Consider the following 23,433-nt stretch of genomic DNA (forward strand, 5'->3'; position numbering starts at 1 on the left):
AAAAAAATAATGTACCGGACGTAGCCGATATGTCAATTGACGTTGGTTCCAGTTCACGTGCCGAAACAATTAATGATTATCAAATTGATACTGGTTGTCCTATTTTTGTGGATGTTAAATGTGAATACAATGAAAAATCTGGTTTGTTTTTCGGCAAAGATTTTGATGACCGCTTTGGCGCTGCTGCTATGGCTGACGTTTTAGACAATTTAAAAGATGAACAAACTGCATTTAACGTTGTTGCAGCACTTTCCAGCCAGGAAGAAGTCGGTCTGCGCGGAGCATATGTTACAGCAAGAGCCGTAAAGCCTGATGTAGCAATCGTGCTTGAGTCTTGTCCAGCAGATGATACTTTTACTCCAGAATGGTTATCGCAAACTGGGCTGAAAAGGGGACCGATGTTACGTGACATGGATACGTCGTTTTTGCCTAATCCTAAATTTCAACAGTATGCCTGCGATTTGGCTGATAAGAATAATATTCCGTACACTCGTTCTGTTCGCACTGGTGGTGGCCAAGATGGCGCAGCAATTTATTATGAAAATGGCGCGCCAACCATTGTGATTGGTATTCCTGTTCGTTATGAACATTCTCCATATTGTTTTAGTGCTTATTCAGATTTTAAAGCATCTGTTGCTTTGACGCTTGCTATTATTCGTGATTTAACTAAAGAAAAACTGGCAAGTTTTAGTCAATTTTAATGGCATTAACTACAGTAATTGTCTAAAATAAGCAACAAATTTAGTTAAAGTATGATACAATAGTAAAAGTTGAATAGCAGTCACTAGGGGTGCCAAAAAGCTGAGAAATACCCTCTGAACCTGATCGGGACAATACCTGCGTTAGGGAAGTGTAAAATTAGGTAATAATGATACTCCTACTGACATGTAAAGTTAGGAGTATTTTTTATGTTTACTAGAACTTCAAAATGGAATGTAAAGTCAATTATTTTAATTGCGTTAATTGGAATTATTATGGGAGTCATTTATACATATGGCTTTAACTGGGCTTTTAATTTAATCAAAATGTTGTTGGTGCCGACAGGTTTCGCACCGGTGACTGATACTGTTTTTACAGGTTTATGGCTTATGGCTGGACCTTTAGCGATGTATTTTGTTCCTACTGCAGGATCCGGTACGATTGGTGAATTATTAGCTTCTGTGGTTGAAATGGCCATAGGTGGTCAGTGGGGTGCTACTACGATTCTTTCCGGAATTATTCAAGGCGCTACTAATGAAATCGGCTTTTTCCCTAAAAAAGAACGTTATCAAAATTTCACTTGGAAAAGCGTCTTAACTGGTGCGTTTTTTGCTTCATTTGGCTGTTTTATTCCCTCATATATTTTATATGGCTGGAGCAAATTTAGTATGCAAGTGCAAATCGTAATGCTTATTACCAATATCATTTCTGCTTTGGTTTTTGATGGTGTTTTAGTTAAGTTGATTACGAATTTATTTGATAAAGCATTAAAGCCAAAAATAGCTTAATTATTTAAAAAGGAGCATTGCTCTTTGATGTGAACCCTAAAATTAGGACAAATTTGGGGGGTCATATCACTTGAAGCAATTACTCCTTTTTTATTTTTCTTTTTTACTTAAAATTGAGTGTACCTTAGTTGTAAGCATATCAATGGCGACATCATTTTTACCACCTTCTGGAACAATAATATCCGCATAGCGCTTGGTTGGCTCAATAAATTGATGATACATTGGCTTAACTGTGCTTAAATATTGTTCAATCACAGAGTCAATGGACCGGCCTCTCTCATTTAGATCACGTTCTAAACGTCTAATAAAGCGAATATCGTCATCTGTGTCAACGTAAACTTTGATATCCATCAATTCACGAATTTTTGGGTTTGCTAAAACTAAAATTCCTTCAAGAATAATGATATCGGCAGGCTCAGTATGAATGGTCTTTTGACTACGGGTATGTTCTTTAAAATCGTAAACCGGCATCTCGACTGACCGATAATTTAATAAGTCTTGCAACTGTTTTCTAAGCAAAGGGACATCAAAAGCATCTGGGTGATCATAGTTGATGTTCTTTCTTTCACTCATAGGAATCCCGGTATTATCTTTGTAATATGAATCCTGAGTCATAATCAAAACGTGTTCATTCTCTTGCATTTGGGCAACAATTTTTTGCGCAATGGTAGTTTTCCCGCTGCCTGAACCACCGGTAATACCAATCACTACGGGCTTTTCAAGTCTAGACATTATGCCACTCCTTTTTTAATCCTTAAACATTTTACTTTACTTTTGTCATAATTACCAACAGTTAAGGTGTATTTGATAATTAATACTTTTTTTCTATAGAATACGGTTTAAAATTGACTTTATTTTTTATATGATAAATGTGAAAAAAGTAATTTGTGTTAAATAGCATAGGTGCAAAATGAATTATAATTTAATGCCGGTAAAATATTTCGTTGATGTCGTTCAAACGCATGGCTTTATTTCAGCAGCAAGGAGAAACTATGTTTCAGAAACAGCAGTCAGTTCAGCTATTAAGAAATTAGAAGATGAATTGGGCCAAAAATTGCTTAACCGTTCTGCTGGTAAGTTTTCATTAACGCCAGTAGGAGAAGTTTTTTATAAACGCAGCGTAGAAATTATTAATTTGTACAGTGAAATTTGGCACCACCCGGATCCTAACCCGGAGAAGCTGTTACGTGTCCATTTTTTGCAAGGCTTTGAAAATGACGCTGCATTATTTGCTTCAAAAATACCAGATATTTGTCAGCCAAATTTTGACGAAGAAAATTTTGATTCTTGCATCAAAAGATTGATTAATGGTAATTATGACATACTGGTTGGCTTTGACTTAGCTTTTGCCGGTAATAATAAAATAGACTGTCTACCTTTTAGGAAAACCAGTTTTGACTTACTGCTAAATAAAGATGAACTAAGACAATATCACGGGGATGAGCAGCAGCTTGCTGAAAACAGTATGCTTTTTATGCAAAACTGGAAATCAACTGGTATTACTGATATTCAGCTTGCTATGCTTAAAATCTACTGTCAAAATGGTTGGAAATATAAAGAAGTGGCAGAGGTCAACAGCTTTGCCGCTGGATGCTTAAATGTAAACTTTAATGGTGGTATCACAATCGTACCGGAATCATTTAGTTTACCGCAAAACTGCAATAATATTGAGCGCTTAGCACCAGTCCAATTGCAAAAAGCTTTTAATGTGGTAATAGCAATGAATCCGATGGTTTCAACTAAATTTAGCAAAATGCTTAAGCATGTGACAACTTTAACTTATCGCTAATAACTTTTATGTGTTAGCGCTTTTATTAAAAATGACATAGAATTCAATTGTAATAAGAATCACAAAATATCAGAAAGGGTGAAGTTACATTGAATTCTTTTTCAACTGATGTCGTAGTTGTTGGCTCAGGATCGGCTGGAATTTCAGCTTGCTTTGAGCTTTATCAAAAGCATGTGCCATTTGTACTTTTAGAAAAAGGTAACAAAGTCGGAGGTGCCGGCAAATTTGGTGCTCATGGAGTTTTTGCTATTAATTCCACTGAACAAAAAAAGCGGCACGTAAATTATGGCTATCGTGAAGCTTTTAACGGATTAACAGATTACAATCACTTCTTTGTTAATGGTGAATTATTGGCGCGATTTTTAAAAAAGTCAGGGGCTAATATTGCTCGCTTAGCAGAAATGGGTTTACCGGTAACTGTGGAACAAAGCGAACAAAAAGCACACTTAAATGATCCACTGGTCTACCATAAATTTAATAATTTTAAAGAGAAAATGACTAATTGGGATAAATTACCGGATAAGTTTACCGCAGCTGGCAATAAGGTAATGTTGGAAACTGCAGCTGTCGATCTGGAATATGATAATGGCTTAAAAGCAGTTATTGCTAAAAATAAAGATGGTGAAGAGATTAGAATTGCTGCTAAAAAAGTAATATTTGCTGATGGCGGCTATTGCGGCAGTCAGGAAATGATGACAGCCAATTTTTCAGATACTAACGCACTTTTGAACCTGGGAGAGCGCAAATCTACGGGTACGGGAATTAGATTAACGCATAAATTAGGTGCAGATTGTCGTCACCGCCCAGTTCTTTTTGCCCATGGCTGTGCACCAAGCATGAGTATTAATCCTATGAAAAGAGACAGTGCGGTTGAAACTCTAACCAATTTACCATTGCTGTGGCTGGATCAAACCGCTAATCGTTTTGTAAACGAGGATGTAGTTTATGATTTTGCTATGTGGGGCAATGCCGCCCATAACGTTAACGGTATGTACTACGTTTTACTGGACCAAAAGACTTTAGACACTTTTAAGCAAAAAGAGGTTAATCTTGAAGACACTTTTGAAAGACAGTTCTGTGACGTGGGGCAAACCCCAAGAACAACTGTGGGGCCTTTACCTAATATTCAAACAGACTTTGATAACACGGCTAAAACGGGTGAAGTTGTAAAAGCAGACAGCTTAAAGGAACTGGCCCAAAAGCTGCAATTGCCTTATATTTCCCTTGAAAGAAGTGTCAATTCTTATAACCAGGCCGTTAAGCAGAAAGAGGACGACACTTTCTTAAAGCCGGCTGCTGAATTATTGTTTGACGTTCAAGAAGGACCGTTTTACGCGATAATTGAGCACTGCGCAATTTTAGGAACATTAGACGGTGTCAATGTTGATCGTAACTGTCAGCCGGTAAAAGAAGATGGCACCCCACTTAAAGATTTATATATTGTTGGTAATAATGTTAACGGCTTATATTCTGATGGCTACCCGAGCTATGAAGGTATTGCTAACGGCTTTGCCTTTGTTTCCGGCTGGATTGCTGCAGAAGAAGCAATTAAGAGTTTAAATTAGGAGAAAAAGAAAAATGTTAGAAGGAAAAGTTGCTGTTGTTACTGGAGCTGCTCAAGGTATTGGCTATGCTATTAGTGAAGAATTTGCCAAGCAAGGTAGCGATGTCATTTTAACTGACTATAACAAGAAAGTGCTGGACGTTGCTGCTGAAATGAATGAAAAATATAACGGTAAGATTACCGGCTTGATTTTGAACGTCATGGATAAAGACAGCATTAAGAATGGGTTACAAACTATCGTTTCCGATTACGGTAAGATTGATTATGTAATGAATAACGCTGGCGGCGGCGTTTTGAAGCCATTTGCCGAACTGACTGATGAAGATTTTGATAATACGATTAATTTGGACTTGCGTGGGACCTTCTTATGTATGCGTGAGGAAATCAAACTGTTCTTAAAACAAGGCTATGGTTCAATCGTCAATACCAGTGCTTTAGGCAGCATTTATAATCCTGGTGGTATGGGCGCTTATAATGCAGCCAAAAATGGCATTATTGGTATGACTCAAGCTGCGGCGATTGATTATGCTGACAAAAATATTCGTGTTAATAGTGTTGCTCCCGGCCTAACTAAAACCCCACTTAACGAAGGCGGCTTTTTGGAGAAAGTTTTACCGACTGTACCAATGAAGAGGGCAGAAACCGCTGCCGAAGTTGCTAAAGTCTTTGTTTTTGTAGCTAGTGAAGCCACATTTATGACCGGTCAGACAATTTTAAGCGACGGTGGCGTTTCTGTCGGCCTGAAGTAGGGGAGAAAATTTATGTTTCCTAAAAATTCCGAATATAACCTAGTAATTGTTGGTGGCGGGCTTAGCGGTTTGGCAGCAGCTGTCAGTGCTGGCGAGCAGGGTATTAAGACCTTGGTAATTGAAAAAGGCAGGACACTTGGCGGTGACGGCAACTATATTGAAGGCGCAATGGGAGTCGACAGCTTTTTGCAAAAAGAAAAAGGTATTAAGATTGATCCTACCAAATTGCTCCAAGATGAACTGAACTATTCCCACTATGAAGCTAGTGCCCCTCATTTGAGAAAATATATTAGTCAAAGTGGTTCAGTAATTGACTGGCTTCATTCCCTTGGAGTTGAGTATAGTAAAGTTGGTCCTCAAGGTAAAAGCTGGCCTACGATTCATACTTTTGCCGGTGGTGGTCATGCTGTGATAGCAAAGTTAATACCTCAGGCTAAAGCTTTTGGCGTGGAAATTGTGACTAGCATTAGTGCGCAAAAAATTTTACAACATAATGGTCATGTCAGTGGTCTAGTTATTAAAAATGAGGCTACAGGACAGTTTAGAGAATTAACTGCAACTAAAGTGATTTTAGCTACAGGTGGCTATGTGGATAATCCGGATTTGATTAAGAAACGGACTCCTGCAACTGAACGTTTGCTGTCAGTTAGTGATGGCAAATCTACCGGGGACGGCATGAAACTAGCATGGCAGGCTGGAGCTGAACACTATCAGATGGGCGCCATTCAATATGGTGGTGGTGCTATTTTGGATAAAACACGTCCACCTTTTGTTCATATGCCTGAACAATTGGCAGCAGCAGCGACTCAAGAGGCAATTTTATGGGTGAATGAGCAAGGTGAACGCTTTGTTAATGAAGATGTCAATGACAACATGTGTCATGCCGGCAGCGCTCTTTTAACCCAATCAAGAACCTTTTCAATCCTTAATCAAGAAACGGTTGACCATTTAACTAATGTCGGTCTTTACAAGGAAGTAGGCAATTCACCAGTTTCACCTGAAAAATTGGAGCATTTACAAGAAGAAATTACGCGTGACTTACAGAATGGTGATAAGTACCTGACTAAAGCAGATACTCTGGCTGAATTAGCAGAGAAATTGAATTTGCCCAATTTGCCGCAAACAATTGGGCGTTATAACGACTTAGTGGCTAAAGGAACCGATACCGACTTTGGTAAAGCTCCCGCATATATGACAGCTTTAAAAGATGGTCCATATTATGCAGTAGAATTGGGTATTGGTATGGCATGCGCAATTGGTGGTATTCGCGTTGATAATAACAATGCTGTTTTAAATTCATACGGTTATCCACTTACCGGAATTTATGCTGTTGGCAATGATGCTGCAGGGATGCTTGTTGGTGATACTTACGCTGTCACTTTACCAGGAAGTACAGCAGGGTATGCCGTATTTTCAGGTAGAAATGCCGTTCAAAGTATTACTAAAACCCGGTAAATATCAATGAATAGTGCTAAAAGAGTTTCCAATTCAAAAATTCGTATAGGTATCTTAGCGGTTAGTATGATTGGCATGGCATCTTTAGCTATTACTCCATCTTACGCTGCCATTGCTAAATTTTTTAGCCTTAACAATACTAGTGTACAAATGCTGACATCTTTACCAAATTTATTTATGATGCTTGCGGGAATAATCATTGGTAAATTAACAGCAAATAAAGTTAATTTAAAAGCGTTAACTCTTGTTTCAATTTTTTTGGTCACAATTGGTGGGTTATTGCCACTAGTACTGCACACTAATTTTACGTTTTTACTTCTTTGTTCATGTTTAGTGGGTTTAGGTCAAGGAGCCTGCACCAATTTAACTCAAGTTTTAATCGCACAATTGCTGCCTCAAAGTGAACGTGAATCTACTATGGGTCTATCTACAACTTTTATTAATATCGGCGGCATGGTTTTTATCATGGGCGGAGGCCAACTGGCAGCCTCAAGCAGCTGGGTTAATAATTACTGGATATTCCTGTTTTCGCTGCTAATACTTCTAATTGTATTTCTTCTTCTGCCATTTGAAACTGGAACAGCTTCTCAGAATGACACTGAAGCAGCTAATACTAGAATTCATTTAAACAAATTCGTGTTTTATAGTGCCTTCTGGGCGTTTTTGATAATGTTACTTAATAATGTTTTAAATAATAATATCTCTTTGTTTATAGTGCGAGAAAAGCTTGGTGCCACTACACAAGCAGCACTAACATCTACTATTTCTCTTGTTGGTGGGATGATCTGCGGCTTATTCGTGGGTAAAATTGGCAAAAGGCTTCGCTACTCTTCGATTGCTCTTTCATTATGTTTATATGGCATTGCATACTTATTGATAGGTCTGTTTCATTCATTACTAATTGTCTTTATTGGCAGTTTTATAGTAGGAGCAGCGATGAGTATCGCAATGGGACAATTTCCTTACTTGATCTCCCTAATTGTTGATGATAACAGTGTTTCTATGGCTTTGGGGATTTATGTTGCGATTTATTCCGTAGGTGGGGTCGTCAGTCCACTGATAATTAATCCTTTGACTAATTTAGTCAGTCATTTAGGTTTTAATGTCTTTTCGCTAAGCGGAATACTTGCACTATTACTAGCCTTAATTTGTTTACTAGTTAAATTTCAAAATAAATTAGTTTTAGCTGCGAAAGAGCAATAAAAAAGATAAATAAAAGCAGCCAATAGTTTGATGTGAACCATAAAATTAGGATACTTCATAAGTTATTAGCTAAGGACTAACTTTCGATATTCAATCGGAGTTAGTCCTTTTAGTTTTCATCATAGTTTTAAAGACTTATTTTTTCCTCTTGAACGGACTTTGTAAAACCGTTACCATAACTTTTAATAGTAAAGGAGGAGGGTTGTCATGAATTTAAAACAAGAGCTGTTTAACTTAATACATCAGGCAAAATATGAAGATATCAAACAATTTTCAACTTCTAAGTTGGCTGATAAGTTAGGAGTTAAAAGGAACACAGTTAGTCATTACCTTAACCTGTTAGTTAGTGAAAATAAAATTATTAAGATTAAAACAAGACCTGTGATTTTTTTAGATCGAGAAAACCTTAAAAAGTCTACAAATAAAGTATTAAAGCAAGAATATGACAGTATAGAGGACTTAACTAAAAGCTTAAGAAAAACTGATACATTTTCCAGTGTCATAGGACATGATCAATCATTATATGGTCAGATTAGGAAACTAAAAGCAGCTGCATCCTACCCAGGCAGACTTCCCGTTTTGATTAATGGTCAAACAGGAACAGGTAAAAGCTACATAGCAAGAAAGTTCTTTGATTACTGCGTAGCTGAAGGATATATACCTTCAAATGGTAAATTTGTTAGTTTTAATTGCGCAGAATATGCTGATAATCCAGAGTTATTGACTAGTACGCTTTTTGGCTATGCTAAAGGTTCATTTACGGGTGCTGAAACTGCCCACAATGGTCTTTTTGATGAAGCAAATAATGGCATGCTATTTCTTGATGAAGTTCATAGATTGGATCCTAAAGGACAGGAAAAACTATTTTCTTATTTAGATAGCGGAAAAATAGCACCATTAGGTGAAGCAGCTAAAAAGAAGTCGCTAAATGTAAGACTAATTTGTGCTACTACAGAAGATATTAAGAGTAGCTTCTTAGCCACTTTTATTCGTCGAATTCCAGTTCAAATTACAATGCCGCCACTTTCTGATCGAACAACTAATGAGATTAGGTCTTTAATAATATATTTCTTTATATTACATGCAAAAAAAATAAAGAAAAATATCAATGTTAATAACCACGTGCTTTTAACTTTGGCCAATACTAAATATGAAAGTAATATCGGTCAATTAAAAAATGATGTCTTGCTTTCTGTTGCAAGTGCTCTTAGTAAAGCAGAAAAAAATGATCAAAATAATATTTATGTTAAGCTTGCTGACTTGCCGCAGGGAATTTTATTATCTGGTATTTCCTTCTCAAAAGAAATATGGTCTCGAAGTAAAAAAAATATATTGATTAAACCAAATAGTAAGATTCAAGATTTTGTTGATAATTACGAAAGCAAAAACTACATAGAGAAGGCAATGAATGAAATTTTGTCTTTATATGACAAAGTTTCTTATAATTCTTTTATCTCAAAGGCTTTTGCAAAATTAAATAACTTATGTGATTATCTTATTTTTAAGAAAAAAACTATGGACAAAGGTGAATTGCCTCTTAATCTAATTAAAAAAATGCTTAATCAAGAAGTTGGTTATCTTCAAGACGATTTAAGAAATGATTTTAATGGCAATATTATTGTAGCTATTTCTTATTATTTTTATTTTCGCCAGGAAAAACATTGGCAATTATCACAGGACCAAAGTAAAACAATAAAAAGAATTATTAATGAAATTAATGAAGTAAATTATACAAGTGAAGTTGTAGATACAATTTTAAATGTCGTAAATAATATGCTTAACTTGTATACCGATGATGTCGACAAATTATTTTTAGCTATTTACCTAAGTGGGGCACAGAGAAAAAAGAGTTCAAACTTAGTTCATTGTATTCTTCTAGCTCATGGTTATTCGACAGCAAGCAGTATTGCCGATACTGTTAATAAAATTGCAGGTGAGCCGTTACTTGATTCTTTTGATATGCCAATTGATATTTTACCGGAGGAGATAGCAAAAAAGGTATCCAACTATATCCATGTCAGACATGTGGTAAATGGCTTAATTTTAATGGTAGATATGGGTTCCTTAGAAAAAATTCCTGAACTATTGCAAATGGACTTGAATTTTCCGGTAGTCATATTAAATAATGTCTCCACACAGTTAGCATTGTTTGTAGCTAATTATATAAAAGAGAGAAAGCCTATTGAATCCATCATCAATAAAATGGATGAGACAATTCATAATGATTACCGGATTATTTATCCTAAGATGGTTAAACAAAATGTAATTTTAGTATGCTGTACAACGGGTGTAGGCACTGCAAACAAAATTAAAAAAATGGTTGAGGAAAGTCTACCTTTAAGAAGTAAAGTTCAAGTAATGTCGTGCTCCTATAATTGGCTAAAATTAGAGGATCAAGAAAATGCCCTCAAAAGAAAATATAACGTTTTAGTCGTAATTGGAACAGCGGATCCTAAATACTGCAATATTCCTTACATTTCCTTGGAAGAATTAGTAAGTGGATCAAAACTATCAACTTTAAAACGAATATTGAATGGAATATTGTCTGATAAAGATCTTGATCGTTTTAATGAATCTATTCTAAGAAACTTTACTATTGAACGCGTTATTAATTCATTAACAATTTTAGATACAAAAGAGGTCATCAAAAATATTGATTCATGTATTAAGTTAATGGAGAAATATCTAAACGTAACACTTTCTAATACAACGATGATGGCTTTATTCGTTCACATTAGTTGTATGATTGAAAGAATTATTCGTAACCAAATATTAGAAACACCACCCAATAATTTTAAGGAAACAGTTCAAAGCTTGGAAGCTATTAAAAATATTAGAAGGTCACTGCGACTATTAGAAAGGATATATAATATCAAAATCCCGATTACTGAAATTAAATACATTTATGATTTAATTTTTGATACCCAAAACAGTAACTTGGAGATTACAAATACGGAAGATTTTTGACAGAATAAATTATTAAAAATACTGTCAAAGAATACTCCAAAATTAAGCAGAAAAGCGACCAAATGAGGTTGCTTTTTTTTTGACACTTAGTTGGCACAATAATTGCTAATTATTTGGTGTAAGGACAAGATTCAGATAAGGAGGAATTAATTTGATTAAATTATTGCGAGTCGATCACCGGTTGCTACATGGGCAAGTAGCATTTTCTTGGACTCAGGAACTAGGAGTTGATTGTATTCTGATTGCTAATGACGATGTCCCGAATAACGAGATTCGAAAGACAGCCATGAAACTTGCTAAACCACAAGGAGTTAAGTTGGTAATTAAAAATATTTCTGATTCAATTAAAGCCCTAAAAAGTGGAGTGACCGATAAATACAAATTATTTATTGTTGTTGAATCTGTGGCAGATGCTTATTCTTTAGCTACTGCCTATCCTCAAATTGATCATATCAATTTAGGAGGAACAAAACCAGCAGATGGTACAAAGCAAATAAGTAAAGCTATCAATGTCACAAATGAGGATGAGAGTAAATTAAAGGAGCTGGTAGATCGAGGTTGTGAAATTGAGATTAGGCAAGTGCCAAATGATAAAAAAGAATTATACAAGGAAATGATGTAGGTTCTAAATAATGAATAATAAAATTTCAAAGAGTCGTTTGGCAGCCATGAATTATTATTATAGAAATTATTCTTTTGAATATTTTTTAGATTCGGTTAGCCGAAACGGTTTAACTCAGATAGAACTATGGACAAGCCCACAACACTTTTGGATTGAGGAGACAGGACATCAAAATGTTTCTCAAATAAAAAAGAATGTTGCCGAACATAATTTAAAAATAATTTGCTTAACACCACAACAGAGTAATCCAAATTTATATAATTTGGCTGCTAAAAGCAAGCACCTAAGGGATGGATCTATTGCATATTTTAAGAACTTAATCGATGCTGCTGCAGAGTTAGATGTTCATATGATTGCATTAAATTCTGGTTGGGACTTTTATGATGAAGACCCTAAAAAAGCCTGGGAGCGATCGGTGGAAATGATGAAAACAGTAGCTGAATATGCTGCCAGTTGCCAAATTAAAATTGCTGTTGAAGCTTTGCAGCCCGATGAATCTCATTTGGTTAATTCAATCGTTGATCTGAAAACCTATTTAGACGATGTTGCTGAAAGTAATGTTGGAGTAAACATCGATTTGGGAGCAATGGCTAGAAATAGTGAAACTATTTTACAGTATTTTACTGCTTTTGGCTCTAAAGTCATCCACTGCCATTTTGTTGACGGCAACCCAGTTGGTCATCGTTGTTGGGGTGAGGGTGAAAGAAATCCTGGTGACGATTTTCAGGTTTTTAATTCAAATAATTATCAGGGTAATTTTACGTTTGAATTTGGACAATCTGAATACTTTTTGAACCCTGCAGCAGTGGAAAGAAAGTCACTAGCATTTCTAAGTCCTTTTTTAAAGTAAAAGATGGGAGAAAAAATGAGTAATTTAGGTACTGCATTACTGATTGGACTAGTAGGTTTTATTGGTCCTTTGGATTTTGCAATCGGTTCTAACATGTTAAATAGACCAATTATTTTAGGCCCTTTGGTGGGTCTGGTATTAGGAAATTTAACTCAAGGTATTATTATTGGAGCATCCCTAGAACTGGTATTTATGGGAGCTATTTCAGTTGGCGCATATTTACCTCCAGATGTAATTGTAGGTGGAGTTTTAGGTACAGCTTTTGCAATTACTTTGGGAAAGGGCGTTGGTGCAGCAATCGCCATTGCCATGCCCATTGCAATGCTTTCATTAGCTATAGGGAATTTAACAAGTGTAATTTTTCCAGCAATTGCCCATATTGGTGATAGATATGCAAAAGTAGGGAAACCTGGCGGTATAACAGCTTCTATGTGGGGAATTGGCTTGATTGAGTGTACGCGTCGTGGAATTTTGTGCTTTTTAGGCTATTATGCTGGAAGTGCAGGAATGAAGGCATTATTAAACGCCATTCCGCAAAATATTATTGACGGTTTACAAGTAGCAGCAAATATGTTGCCCGCTATTGGTTTTGCTATCTTGTTAGAAATGATTATTAATAAAACCATATTGCCATATTTCTTTCTAGGATTTTTGCTTTCAGCATATCTGAAAGTACCTGTATTAGGTGTTGCTTTATTCGGGCTAATTATTGTTATTGTTAAATTTCATTCAGATAAAAAACAGACTGTTTTAAACACATCTACTTCAGCAAAAGAGGATACGGACTATGATGACGATTTCTAAAGAAAATAAGATAACTAATAAAGATTTAAGACAGATAATGTGGCGTTCCTTACCAATGGAATTTGGTTGGAACTATGAGAGACAAATGCACTTGGCTTTTGCTTATATGATGGCTCCTTTAATGAAAAAGCTTTATCATAAAAATCAAAAAGAATACACCGAGTCACTTGAAAGGCAGATGGAATTTTTTAATTGTACTCCACAATTAGTTCCTTTTATTGGCGGCATAGTGGCTTCAATGGAAGAAAAGAATTCCGAAGATAAAGATTTTGATGTTTCTACTATTAGTGCTATTAAAACTGCATTGATGGGTCCATTGTCAGGAATAGGAGACTCTCTGTTTCTGGGCACTTTGAGAGTTCTAGCTGTTGGTGTGGCTGCATCTCTTTCGATGAAAGGCAGTATTCTCGGACCAATTTTATTTTTGCTGATATACAACATTCCTGCATACCTCGTTAGGTATTTTGGAGTCAAGGCTGGATACAATATGGGAACCAGCTATCTTGATAAAATTCAAAAATCAGGCTTGATGGATAAGTTTAAGGAGGCTGCTGGTATTCTCGGGGTTATGGTCATAGGAGCAATGACTCAAAACATGGTAGTTGTTAAAGTCGTAGCAAAATTTGGTACGGGAAAAACAGCAACTTCTTTGCAAAGTGTTTTAGATGGCATATTACCAGGCGTGCTTTCGTTATTAGTTCTTTATATATTTTATGTCCTGAACAAAAAGAAAATTAATGTTTTGTGGCAATTATTGGGTGCTACCATCATTGGAGTTTTACTCACTGTTTGGGGAGTATTAGGTGTTTAAATTAATTTAAAAATTGAGGTATGAAAATGATTAATAAGAAAATTGACTATATTGATGATCCAAATGATACTTTTGAACAATACTTGGAGAAAGCAAAGAAATATAATTTTAGAGCAATCTTTGCCAAACCGGAAAATGAATATGATATCGCTAAAGAATCGTTAAAAGATACTGACATCATTATTGCTGGTGCGATAGATTTTCCTGAAGGCAAAATGGAACTTGATGAGAAAATGAAGCGGTTTGAAGATTATGCTGCCAAAAATTATGAAGAAGTAGATTATCCATTAAACCAAAAAAATGTTGAAAATAAAGATTTTGACGCTATAGAAAAGGAAATGTCGACAATTTCCCAATTTTGTAAGCAACACAATATTCGCGACAAAGTAATCGTTGAGATGTGTAAATTAGATGGTGATGATGCCGCCAAGGAAAAAATTTGTGAAATTGCAAATCGGGTTAAACCGGCTTTTTTAAAAACTTCAACAGGAAGAAGCTTTGGCGGAGCTAAGATTGAAGATGTAAAACTTATGAAAAGAGTTCTAGATCCTGCAATAAAAATAAAAGCTGCGGGTGGTATACATACTTACGATGAAGCAATGGGCTTTTTAAACGCTGGTGCATCAATAATGGGTGCAAGTGCAGGAATTAAAATTGTTGAGCAAGAAAGAGATTTAAAGAATGCGTAAATTTAACAAGCAAAAATTAGTTAACAGTATGACCGGAGCTCTTAAATTAAGAAGCCAAATTAACGATGTTATTGATCCATTATTTAAAAAAGGAATAGATAATATATGTTGGCTGGGAATTGGAGGCACTTATGCTTCTGGAATGCAGGCTAACATTCACATGAAAGAAAGGAGTGCTTTAGAAACCTTTTATCAAAATGCAGCTGAATATGTTGTTACAGGTAATAAAAGAATTACCACAAAAACTTTAGTAATCATTTCTTCCGTTACTGGCAACACTAAAGAGATGGTTGATGCAGTAAAAAAGTTGAATAAAACTGGTGCTACAATTCTGGGCTTTATGGATGATCCTAAGGCTAAGTTAGCTTCAATGTTAACATATTGTATTTCTTATCCTGAAAACGAACAGCTAAAATTTTTCATGGTAGGAGACCGTTTAATGTATTTAAATGGTGAATTCTCTGATTATGACGAATTTTATCAGGAAATGGATGCTCATTTTGCTCAAGACATCGCAGACATTGAGGAAAATGCAGATGAATTTGCTCAAAAATTTGCTGAAAAACATCATGATGATGAAATTCATTATTTTGTCGGAGCTGGTAATCAATGGGGCGCCACTTATTCATATGCTATGTGTTATTGGGAAGAACAGCACTGGATTAGAACTAGAGCTGTTGAAGCAGCAGAATTTTTCCACGGTATGTTTGAAGTGGTTGATCGTGACACTCCTGTTACAGTTTATGTTGGCGAAGACAGTCAAAGGCAACTTAGTGCACGAGTTGCAAAGTTTTTGCCAGAAATCTGTGGCAACTATACCATTATAGATTCTAAAGACTATGATTTACCGGGATTTTCAGAAAAATATCGTGGCACTTTGTCACCATTTGTTTTCCATGCAATTAATAATAGAATTGATGTTCATATAGAGCACCTTAACCGTCATCCAATGGATATTCGGCGTTACTACCGCTGCTTAGATTATTAATTAGATAGCGTAAACTAATGGTTGGAGTAATTATTTGTACGCATGGCAGTTCTGCCCCAGAAATTTTAAAATCAGCAGAAATGATTTGTGGTAAACAGGAAAACTGTCTGACTGTGAATTTTGAAAACGGAGAGTCTTTAGACCAGCTAAAAAAAGAGCTGGTTCAGGAAATTGATCAGCTGAGAGGGCTAATTATTTGCCTAACAGATTTAAAAGGAGGCACACCGTTTAATACTTTAGTTGGCTTACTAAAGAAATATCCAGAAATAGAAATCATTACTGGTGTGAATATTCCAATGCTACTTGAATTGTTTATCAATCGTGATCAATTAGAAAAGGAACAATTACTTTCCGCACTAATTGAAGCCGGTAAAAGTGGTGTTTATCGCTATCAAAGAATAAAATCTTCTATCCAAGATGATGAATTCTAAAATAAAGAGGTATAGCAATTTTGCTATACTTTTTTTATTAAAGGATTTATAATTAGGCCAAATAAAAGTGAAAGGGCTTTAAAATTAAAGAAGGCGATAGTAATGAGTAACTTTTTCAACGGCATAATATTCCAGAAAATTATGGGTGTCGTTTTGCTTTTGCTAGCTGGTTTTGAACTAGTATCTAGTTATAAATATACTAGAAGTATTCTCCAAAATGGGACTAGTAATGGCTTTTCAATTTTGGCAATTGCTTTTGCTTTCTATTTTGGGCTTGTTTTATTTTGTGGTGGAATTATTTGTTTGTTCTATCATTTTTAAATTTTGCATAGAAAAAAATTATAAGTTATTATCCACTTTAATTTAAAAACGTGGTAAAATCATTGTATAGTATAGTTATTAGTTTAAAAGAGGGTGTTAAAATGGCAAGCTTTTTAACAAGTGCAGCATTTTTAATGATTATCGCTGCGATTATGATGGCTTTAGGGTCTTATCAAGTAGTTAATAGTGTCGTTTATATCCACGGAATTTTACATAAGGGTACTAATAATGGCTTTATGCCTCTGGCAATGTGGACTTCTTTAGTTATTGGTTTATCATTGTTAATTGTTGGTATCGCTGCAATTGTTTTAGCTTTTAAAGGTTTTTAAGTAAGGCTATAACAGTTATCATTGTGAAATTGAATAGATACAATTGAACTATATTATGTAATATACGTAGTCGGTAAGATATACCGACCACGTATATTTTATTTTCAGACAAAAAGTAAGCCGCTATTAAATTTTCTGAAAATAGTGGAAAAATTAATAGACTTATTAGTAAGCGCTATTTTAAAAGTGCTATAATAGAAGAAATAAATATTAGGATACATTTTAGGAGGAAATTATTATTATGGCAGAACAAACTATCATGCTTAATTGCAGCGCCGGAATGAGTACATCTTTATTGGTTACCAAAATGCAGCAAGCTGCAAAGGATCAAGGTATTGATGCAAATATTTTTGCATGCCCTGCTTCAGAAGCTTCTCAACATATTGAGCAAGATCATCCAGACTGCATTTTACTTGGACCACAAATTCGGTACATGGAAGATGACTTTAAGAATAAAGTAAAAGGTCAAGGAAAAGATGGTAACGATATTCCTCTTGGAGTTATTGATATGCGTTCATACGGCATGATGGACGGTAAAAAAGTATTGCAACAAGCTGAAGACTTGATTAACGGATAAGGGGATAACGATGGCAGAAAAACAAACACCAGAACAGAAAGAACAAGAAACTTTAGAAGCAGCTATGGGCCTTATTGCCAATGGTGGTAATGCTAAAAGTCTTGCATTTGAAGCTATCAGACTGGCTAAAAAAGGCGACATTGCAGGTGCTAGAGCTAAGCTAGCAGAATCAGATAAATCTCTTAACGAAGCACATAATTCTCAAACTGGAATGCTGACCAAAGAAGCTCAAGGAGACCATACAAAAGTTACTCTGCTTGTTGTTCATTCACAAGACCATTTGATGAATGCTATTACATTTAGAGATTTAGCTGGAGAAATGGTTGATCTTTATGAAAAGCTCTTTAATGCGAATGTATTAAAGAAAGAAGCAGACGAATAAACTTAATGAACAAAAGCAAATTGATGAATTTGTAAACGATACTGTTTTTGAAAAACAAGGCGCAATTGGTTAATCATGATCAATTTTTGCATCATTGTCTTTATTAGGTAGGTTTTATAATTGTACTTTTTTACATTGCGCATTTTAGATCTATTATTTGGAGTGAAATATGAAACAAGTAAAAATAGGCAAAAGTGACGTTTATACCAGTAAGTTAGGTTTAGGGACGAATAAGGTCGGAGGACATAATCTGTTTAATAATTTAAACGAAAAAGATGGATATGACCTCCTGCGAGAAGCCCTAAATCTAGGAATTAATTTCTTGGACACAGCCTATGTCTATGGTCTTGGTAGATCAGAAGAAATTATTGGTGATGTTTTGCAAGATTATGATCGTTCAAAAGTTATAATTGCCACTAAAGCTGCCCAAGATAAGTCGCAGGATATGGCCATCAATAACAGTGCCGAGTTTATTAAAAAGGCAGTTGACGAAGCATTATTACGGTTGAAGACCGATTACATTGATATTTTTTATTTGCATTTTCCGGATAAAGAAACGCCCAAAGACGAGGCAGTTGAAACTTTGTCTGATTTAAGAAAAGCTGGAAAAATAAGAGCAATTGGTGTTTCTAATTTTTCATTGGATCAAATTAAAGAAGCTAACAAAAACGGTAAAGTTGATATTGTTGAAGATCAATTCAGTTTGGTTCACCAAGCACCTGTTAAAGAAGAATTAAAGTATTTACAGGAAAATAATATTTCCTTTGTGCCATTTTTCCCACTGGCATCAGGACTGTTAACAGGTAAATATGCATTAGCAGACTGGGATAAGTTTAAAAATAGTGATGGTGGTAAACTACTGGGTAATTTCGACAAGAAACAATATGATGAAGCAATTACAGGAATTGATGGGATTAGAAAGATCGCTGAAGATCATCAAGCAACTGTTACGCAAATTGTATTGGCTTGGTACATGGCAAATCCTGCAATAAGTGTTGTGATTCCTGGAGCTCGTAATGCTGCTCAAGTTAGAAGTAACGCTGCAGCTCTGAAGGTTGAATTGTCTTCAAGTGAATATCAGCTAATTGATCACTTATTCAGTAGCTTTTGATAAGAATTAAGAATATAGTTTAATTTTTAAATGTTAAAATAAAAAAATACACGATTTCCAATAAATTGGTATCGTGTATTTTTTATGTTTTACTATGAGTTTAATCCAAATCTAGACCGTTTGAATTGATGACTTTTTTATACCAGTCGAATGAATCTTTACGTGAACGTTTCAAAGTACCTTCACCAGCATCGTTCTTATCAACATAGATAAAGCCGTACCGTTTGTCCATTTGGCCAGTTCCAGCAGATACGAGATCGATTGGTCCCCATGGCAGATAGCCCATTAAGTCCACGCCATCAATTGCAACTGCTTTTTCCATTTCAGAAATATGCTTTCTCAAATAATCAACTCTGTAATCATCATGAATGGAGCCATCTGCTTCAACTTTATCATAAGCTCCTAAGCCATTTTCAACGATAAATAAAGGTTTGTGATAACGATCAGTTAAGTGATTTAGAGCAATCCTTAATCCAGCGGGATCAATTTCCCAACCCCAATCACTTCTTTCTAAAGTTGGGTTTTGGGTTATTGCCTTAGATAAGTCGTTTAATTCGTCCGGTTTAACGTTTTTAGCAGAAACAGTAGTTGTTTGGTAGTAACTGAAAGCTACATAGTCAACAGTGCCTTCCTTCAAAACAATTCTGTCTTCATCAGTAATGTCAGGACGATAACCATTTCGTTTAATATGTGCTTCAACTTCTTTAGGATACTCACCAAAGACATGAACATCAGAGAACCAGTCACGACGCTGTTCAAACTTATCAGCTAACAACACATCGTCTGAAGAAGGAGTCAGTGGTCTAACAGGTGAGTAATTAATCATACAACCAATTTGAAAATCAGGATTAATTTTATGTCCAACTTTAACAGCTAAAGCAGACGCTACTAACTCATAGTGGGCTGCTTGATACATAGCGGCTTCTTTTTCTTTGTCAGTCATGCCATTAAAAATTATTCCTGAATTTGTTGCCATTAAAAAGTCTTCGTTATAAGCAGACTGATTATCAATTTCATTGAAGGTCATCCAGTACTTTACTTTATTCTTGTAGCGCTTAAAGCAAACTGTTGCAAAGCGGACAAAGAAATCTATTAATTTGCGATTGGTAAAACCATGATATTTTTTCACTAAATTAAAGGGAATTTCAAAGTGAGATAAAGTAATTACCGGTTCAATACCATATTGGTGGCAGGTATCAAACAAGTCATCATAAAATTTTAAACCTGCTTCGTTAGGCTTTTCATCATCGCCGTTAGGAAAAATTCTGGTCCAGGCAATTGAAGTTCTAAAGGCTTTAAAACCCATTTCGGCCATTAATTTTATATCATCTTTATAGTGGTGATAAAAATCAATAGCACTGTGGTTAGGGTAGTTCTTGCCGGGAATAACCCCATCAGTAATTTCGCGAGGTTTAGTGGCAGAGCCAACAGTCATGACATCGGCAACTGACATTCCTTTGCCATCTTCGTTCCAGGCACCTTCCAATTGATGAGCAGCAACGGCACCGCCCCATAAAAATCCCTCTGGCATTTTTGCTGAATACATTTTTATCTCCTTTTTAATATTTTTGTGATAGCGTTAACAGTTATATTTTATACAATTGCTACTTAATCTTCAAGTAACATTAACACTAGCTTTATTGCAAAAAGTAAGGCTATAATTGTTAATATAATATCGTAAAGGACTGAAACATATGACAAGCAAATCTTCTAATCAAAGTGATGTGGAACGTAAAAAACATGAAGATAGTATCAAATATCTTTATTTTAGCCGCTATTTAATGGTTCGTTATAGCGTAGTCATCTTTCTTTTTGCTAATTTGTTTTGGTTGTTAATTTTAGTTGAATACCAAAAATTACCAGGAATAATTTTAGCCGGTCTAATGACTATTTTGTCTGGGATTGCTGCCATCGAACAGCTGACTAAAATGCATAACCGCAAGAGCGACGTACCAATTACCAGAATTTATTTATGGCTTCAAATTATCGGTAATATTTTGTTGGCTTGCAGCCTATTTCTACCTTTCAAAAAACAAATTCTGCCCTTTATTACTGATCAGAATTCAGTCTATTTTATGGTTGCGTTTCTGTTAGCGGGTATTTTGCTGGCTTATTTTTGTGAGCGCAGAATACATAATATTAATATCGGAAAAGATAAATATTTAAAGGCAATTAAAGCATTTAAAAATAATTAATGTTTGCATTTTTATTGAATACGCTTACAATAACTATTATAATCAATTAAATATAGTTGATTAATAATTATATAGAGGGAGTAGTTTTTATGGCTGAATCAAATAAAAAACCAATAAAAGATCGAATTGCTGAAGTGGCGGGTAAGTTTGCTGCAACGCGGTTCGTCAGGGCTATTATGGACGCTGGTTATAGTGTGATTTCATTTTCCATTATTGGGTCCATTTTCTTAATTTTGACAGTGTTGCCGAAAGCTATACCTGTTCCCGGATTTGCTGCTTGGTATGTGGGGACAATAGGACGTTTTACTAACCTGTTTCAGTCCGTTTACAACGCCACGATGGGTATTATTGCGCTAGTTTTCTCAGGTACTTTTGCTTATTCCTATACCAAGATTTATCGTGATGAAGAACACTTAAGTTTAATTCCTATTGATGGCTTAATGATGTTTTTAATGGGTTTCTTCATTACTGTAGCTGAATTAGTATGGAAAAACGGTAGAGTTGAATTTATAACTTTATTTACTAAAGATAAAATGATTGCTGGAGGTTACCAAGCTTCTCCATTAGCTGGTATTTACCGTATCGGTGCTGTCGGTATTTTTATCGGTCTGGTTGTAGCTTGGATAACGGTACAAATATACCGCTTTACTATTAAACATAACTGGCAAATAAAAATGCCGGATTCAGTACCATCAGGTGTTGCCAATTCCTTTAGTGCGATGATTCCAGGCTTTTGCGTTGCTGTAGTTATGTCAGCAATAAATATGGCTTTAGTTATGGCTGGGACCGATTTATTCAATGTGTTATTTATTCCATTCTCATTTATTAGCGATATTGCTGATACTTGGTGGGGCTTTTTAATCATTCTGTTCCTTATTCACTTCTTATGGTGGTTTGGAATTCATGGTGCAACGATTATCAGTTCCTTCTATTCCCCAATTGTCTTAGCTAATATGCAAGCCAATGTTAATCAAGGTGCTCACCACGTTTTTGCGGGTGAAATCTTAAATGCCTTTGTTACAATTGGTGGTTCTGGTGCTACCTTGGGTGTCGCTATTTGGCTGGTATTACGGGCACGTTCAACACAATTAAAAGAACTAGGTAAAGTTGAAATTGTGCCAGCTGTTTTCAATATCAACGAACCAATTCTTTTCGGCCTGCCAATTGTGTATAATATTGATTTGTTTATCCCATTTATTTGTGCCCCGATGGCTTCAGGTCTGGTAGCTTATTTAGCAATTGCCGCAAAGATTGTTCCGGTCATCATAGTACAACAGCCTTGGCCAACACCTGTTGGTTTAGGTGGTTATCTTGCCACTACCAGCTGGCAAGGTGGCTTAGTTTCAATTATTTGTGCAATAGTAGCCTTTTTGATTTGGTACCCGTTCATTAAGCATTATGATAACGTTACTCTCAAGAATGAAAGGAAGAACGCAACTCCAGATGCCGCATAAATAATAGTTAGTCTTTAAAAATCTGTCTTGCAAAAGGCAGATTTTTTTGTTAATTGTTCATGTATGATTAACAAAATACTAAACAATATTTTAGTATTAAGAGCGCTTACTCGTTATAATAAAAGTGTAGTCGTATTATCTGATTGTGGAGGAATTTTTTATGAAATATCCAAAAACCAAAGAAGTTTTAAACCAATTGGTCGCTGATTTGACCCAATTACATATGGTTGTTCACCAACATCATTGGTATATGCGTGGTAACCGCTTTTTGAAATTACACCCATACTTAGACAAGGTAATGGATGAACTAGCTGACCAACTGGATGAAGTGTCTGAACGTTTAATTACCCTTGATGGTTCTCCAGTTTCAACTTTAAGTGAAATAGCAGCTAAAACAAAAATTCCTGATGAAAAGGGTAATTGGGATGAAACTATTGATGAGCGCTATGCAAAAATTATTGCTGATTACCATTATCTTGATCAACTATATGAAGAAGGAATCAAGGTTAGTGATGAAGAGGGAGACTACTCAACTAATGATATGCTGACTGGCTTCCACTCAGATGTTGAAAAACGTATTTGGATGATGTCAGGCGAAATTAACAAAGCTCCTGAAATTGATCCTGAATAATTAAGTCAATTGCAAAAAGCAGTC

Annotated in this window: 24 protein-coding genes, 1 pseudogene and 1 riboswitch; of the genes and pseudogenes, 23 read left to right on the forward strand and 2 right to left on the reverse strand. The window is 35.4% G+C overall.

What is annotated here, in order from left to right; translation table 11 throughout:
• Positions 1-701 (forward strand): annotated as a pseudogene (locus Q0R51_RS07380) (M42 family peptidase); the annotation flags it as partial.
• A 75-nt stretch (positions 702-776) separates the two neighbouring features.
• A riboswitch (TPP riboswitch) is annotated at positions 777-866 on the forward strand.
• Positions 867-908: 42 nt separating this feature from the next.
• A complete protein-coding gene (locus Q0R51_RS07385) occupies positions 909-1,487 on the forward strand; it encodes an ECF transporter S component (protein WP_046324486.1) in 579 nt (192 codons plus the stop codon).
• A 90-nt stretch (positions 1,488-1,577) separates the two neighbouring features.
• Here the strand turns inward: Q0R51_RS07385 and udk are convergent, their stop codons facing one another.
• The gene (udk, locus tag Q0R51_RS07390) at positions 1,578-2,219 is read right to left on the reverse strand and encodes a uridine kinase (protein ID WP_294757769.1); all 642 of its coding nucleotides are present in this window, start codon (positions 2,217-2,219) and stop codon (positions 1,578-1,580) included.
• A 178-nt stretch (positions 2,220-2,397) separates the two neighbouring features.
• Between udk and Q0R51_RS07395 the strand changes: the two genes are divergently transcribed.
• The 18 genes from Q0R51_RS07395 (at position 2,398) to Q0R51_RS07480 (ending at position 19,129) form a co-directional block, all read left to right on the forward strand.
• Positions 2,398-3,276, forward strand: a complete 879-nt coding sequence (locus tag Q0R51_RS07395) for a LysR family transcriptional regulator (RefSeq protein WP_294757771.1) — start codon at positions 2,398-2,400, stop codon at positions 3,274-3,276.
• An 89-nt stretch (positions 3,277-3,365) separates the two neighbouring features.
• Positions 3,366-4,841: an FAD-binding protein gene (locus Q0R51_RS07400; RefSeq protein WP_294757772.1), complete on the forward strand. Its 1,476-nt coding sequence runs from the start codon at positions 3,366-3,368 to the stop codon at positions 4,839-4,841.
• A gap of 13 nt (positions 4,842-4,854) precedes the next feature.
• Positions 4,855-5,589, forward strand: a complete 735-nt coding sequence (locus tag Q0R51_RS07405) for an SDR family NAD(P)-dependent oxidoreductase (protein WP_174795531.1) — start codon at positions 4,855-4,857, stop codon at positions 5,587-5,589.
• A gap of 12 nt (positions 5,590-5,601) precedes the next feature.
• Entirely contained in the window at positions 5,602-7,044 is a 1,443-nt protein-coding gene (locus Q0R51_RS07410) for an FAD-binding protein (RefSeq protein WP_294757776.1), read from the forward strand.
• A gap of 6 nt (positions 7,045-7,050) precedes the next feature.
• Positions 7,051-8,247: an MFS transporter gene (locus Q0R51_RS07415; RefSeq protein WP_294757778.1), complete on the forward strand. Its 1,197-nt coding sequence runs from the start codon at positions 7,051-7,053 to the stop codon at positions 8,245-8,247.
• 207 nt (positions 8,248-8,454) lie between these two features.
• Positions 8,455-11,214 carry a sigma 54-interacting transcriptional regulator gene (locus Q0R51_RS07420; RefSeq protein WP_174795534.1) on the forward strand — a complete coding sequence of 920 codons (2,760 nt, stop codon included), beginning with the start codon at positions 8,455-8,457 and terminating at the stop codon, positions 11,212-11,214.
• Between the two features lie 151 nt (positions 11,215-11,365).
• Complete coding sequence (locus Q0R51_RS07425) at positions 11,366-11,836, forward strand: PTS sugar transporter subunit IIB (protein ID WP_174795535.1); 471 nt, start codon at positions 11,366-11,368, stop codon at positions 11,834-11,836.
• 10 nt (positions 11,837-11,846) lie between these two features.
• Entirely contained in the window at positions 11,847-12,686 is an 840-nt protein-coding gene (locus tag Q0R51_RS07430; RefSeq protein WP_174795536.1) for a sugar phosphate isomerase/epimerase, read from the forward strand.
• A gap of 15 nt (positions 12,687-12,701) precedes the next feature.
• The gene (locus Q0R51_RS07435) at positions 12,702-13,490 is read left to right on the forward strand and encodes a PTS sugar transporter subunit IIC (protein WP_294757782.1); all 789 of its coding nucleotides are present in this window, start codon (positions 12,702-12,704) and stop codon (positions 13,488-13,490) included.
• On the forward strand, positions 13,474-14,301 hold the full coding sequence (locus tag Q0R51_RS07440; RefSeq protein WP_367178629.1) for a PTS system mannose/fructose/sorbose family transporter subunit IID: 828 nt from the start codon (positions 13,474-13,476) through the stop codon (positions 14,299-14,301). The genes Q0R51_RS07435 and Q0R51_RS07440 overlap by 17 nt, the downstream gene beginning before the upstream one ends.
• Positions 14,302-14,327: 26 nt before the next feature.
• Positions 14,328-14,990, forward strand: coding sequence for a deoxyribose-phosphate aldolase (gene deoC, locus Q0R51_RS07445; protein WP_202984481.1), 663 nt, complete (start codon positions 14,328-14,330; stop codon positions 14,988-14,990).
• Complete coding sequence (locus Q0R51_RS07450) at positions 14,983-15,978, forward strand: SIS domain-containing protein (RefSeq protein ID WP_294757786.1); 996 nt, start codon at positions 14,983-14,985, stop codon at positions 15,976-15,978. Before deoC ends, Q0R51_RS07450 begins: the two co-directional genes overlap by 8 nt.
• Before the next feature lie 17 nt (positions 15,979-15,995).
• Positions 15,996-16,409, forward strand: a complete 414-nt coding sequence (locus Q0R51_RS07455) for a PTS sugar transporter subunit IIA (protein WP_294757788.1) — start codon at positions 15,996-15,998, stop codon at positions 16,407-16,409.
• Positions 16,410-16,511: 102 nt separating this feature from the next.
• Positions 16,512-16,730, forward strand: a complete 219-nt coding sequence (locus Q0R51_RS07460) for a hypothetical protein (RefSeq protein ID WP_294757790.1) — start codon at positions 16,512-16,514, stop codon at positions 16,728-16,730.
• A gap of 101 nt (positions 16,731-16,831) precedes the next feature.
• Positions 16,832-17,059 carry a hypothetical protein gene (locus Q0R51_RS07465; RefSeq protein ID WP_046324494.1) on the forward strand — a complete coding sequence of 76 codons (228 nt, stop codon included), beginning with the start codon at positions 16,832-16,834 and terminating at the stop codon, positions 17,057-17,059.
• 241 nt (positions 17,060-17,300) lie between these two features.
• Positions 17,301-17,636 carry a PTS sugar transporter subunit IIB gene (locus tag Q0R51_RS07470; RefSeq protein ID WP_046324495.1) on the forward strand — a complete coding sequence of 112 codons (336 nt, stop codon included), beginning with the start codon at positions 17,301-17,303 and terminating at the stop codon, positions 17,634-17,636.
• A gap of 10 nt (positions 17,637-17,646) precedes the next feature.
• Positions 17,647-18,018: a PTS lactose/cellobiose transporter subunit IIA gene (locus Q0R51_RS07475; RefSeq protein ID WP_046324496.1), complete on the forward strand. Its 372-nt coding sequence runs from the start codon at positions 17,647-17,649 to the stop codon at positions 18,016-18,018.
• Positions 18,019-18,187: 169 nt separating this feature from the next.
• Entirely contained in the window at positions 18,188-19,129 is a 942-nt protein-coding gene (locus Q0R51_RS07480; RefSeq protein ID WP_294757793.1) for an aldo/keto reductase, read from the forward strand.
• A gap of 100 nt (positions 19,130-19,229) precedes the next feature.
• Here the strand turns inward: Q0R51_RS07480 and Q0R51_RS07485 are convergent, their stop codons facing one another.
• Positions 19,230-20,675, reverse strand: coding sequence for a 6-phospho-beta-glucosidase (locus tag Q0R51_RS07485; RefSeq protein ID WP_294757794.1), 1,446 nt, complete (start codon positions 20,673-20,675; stop codon positions 19,230-19,232).
• A gap of 148 nt (positions 20,676-20,823) precedes the next feature.
• Between Q0R51_RS07485 and Q0R51_RS07490 the strand changes: the two genes are divergently transcribed.
• From Q0R51_RS07490 to Q0R51_RS07500, 3 genes are all read left to right on the forward strand, one after another.
• A complete protein-coding gene (locus Q0R51_RS07490) occupies positions 20,824-21,324 on the forward strand; it encodes a PTS cellobiose transporter subunit IIA (protein ID WP_110445775.1) in 501 nt (166 codons plus the stop codon).
• 89 nt (positions 21,325-21,413) lie between these two features.
• The gene (celB, locus tag Q0R51_RS07495; RefSeq protein ID WP_294757797.1) at positions 21,414-22,778 is read left to right on the forward strand and encodes a PTS cellobiose transporter subunit IIC; all 1,365 of its coding nucleotides are present in this window, start codon (positions 21,414-21,416) and stop codon (positions 22,776-22,778) included.
• 160 nt (positions 22,779-22,938) lie between these two features.
• Entirely contained in the window at positions 22,939-23,409 is a 471-nt protein-coding gene (locus tag Q0R51_RS07500; RefSeq protein ID WP_046324501.1) for a DNA starvation/stationary phase protection protein, read from the forward strand.
• The last annotated feature ends 24 nt before the right edge of the window (positions 23,410-23,433 follow it).

The sequence above is a fragment of the uncultured Lactobacillus sp. genome, assembly GCF_946477725.1.
Taxonomy (GTDB): Bacteria; Bacillota; Bacilli; order Lactobacillales; family Lactobacillaceae; genus Lactobacillus.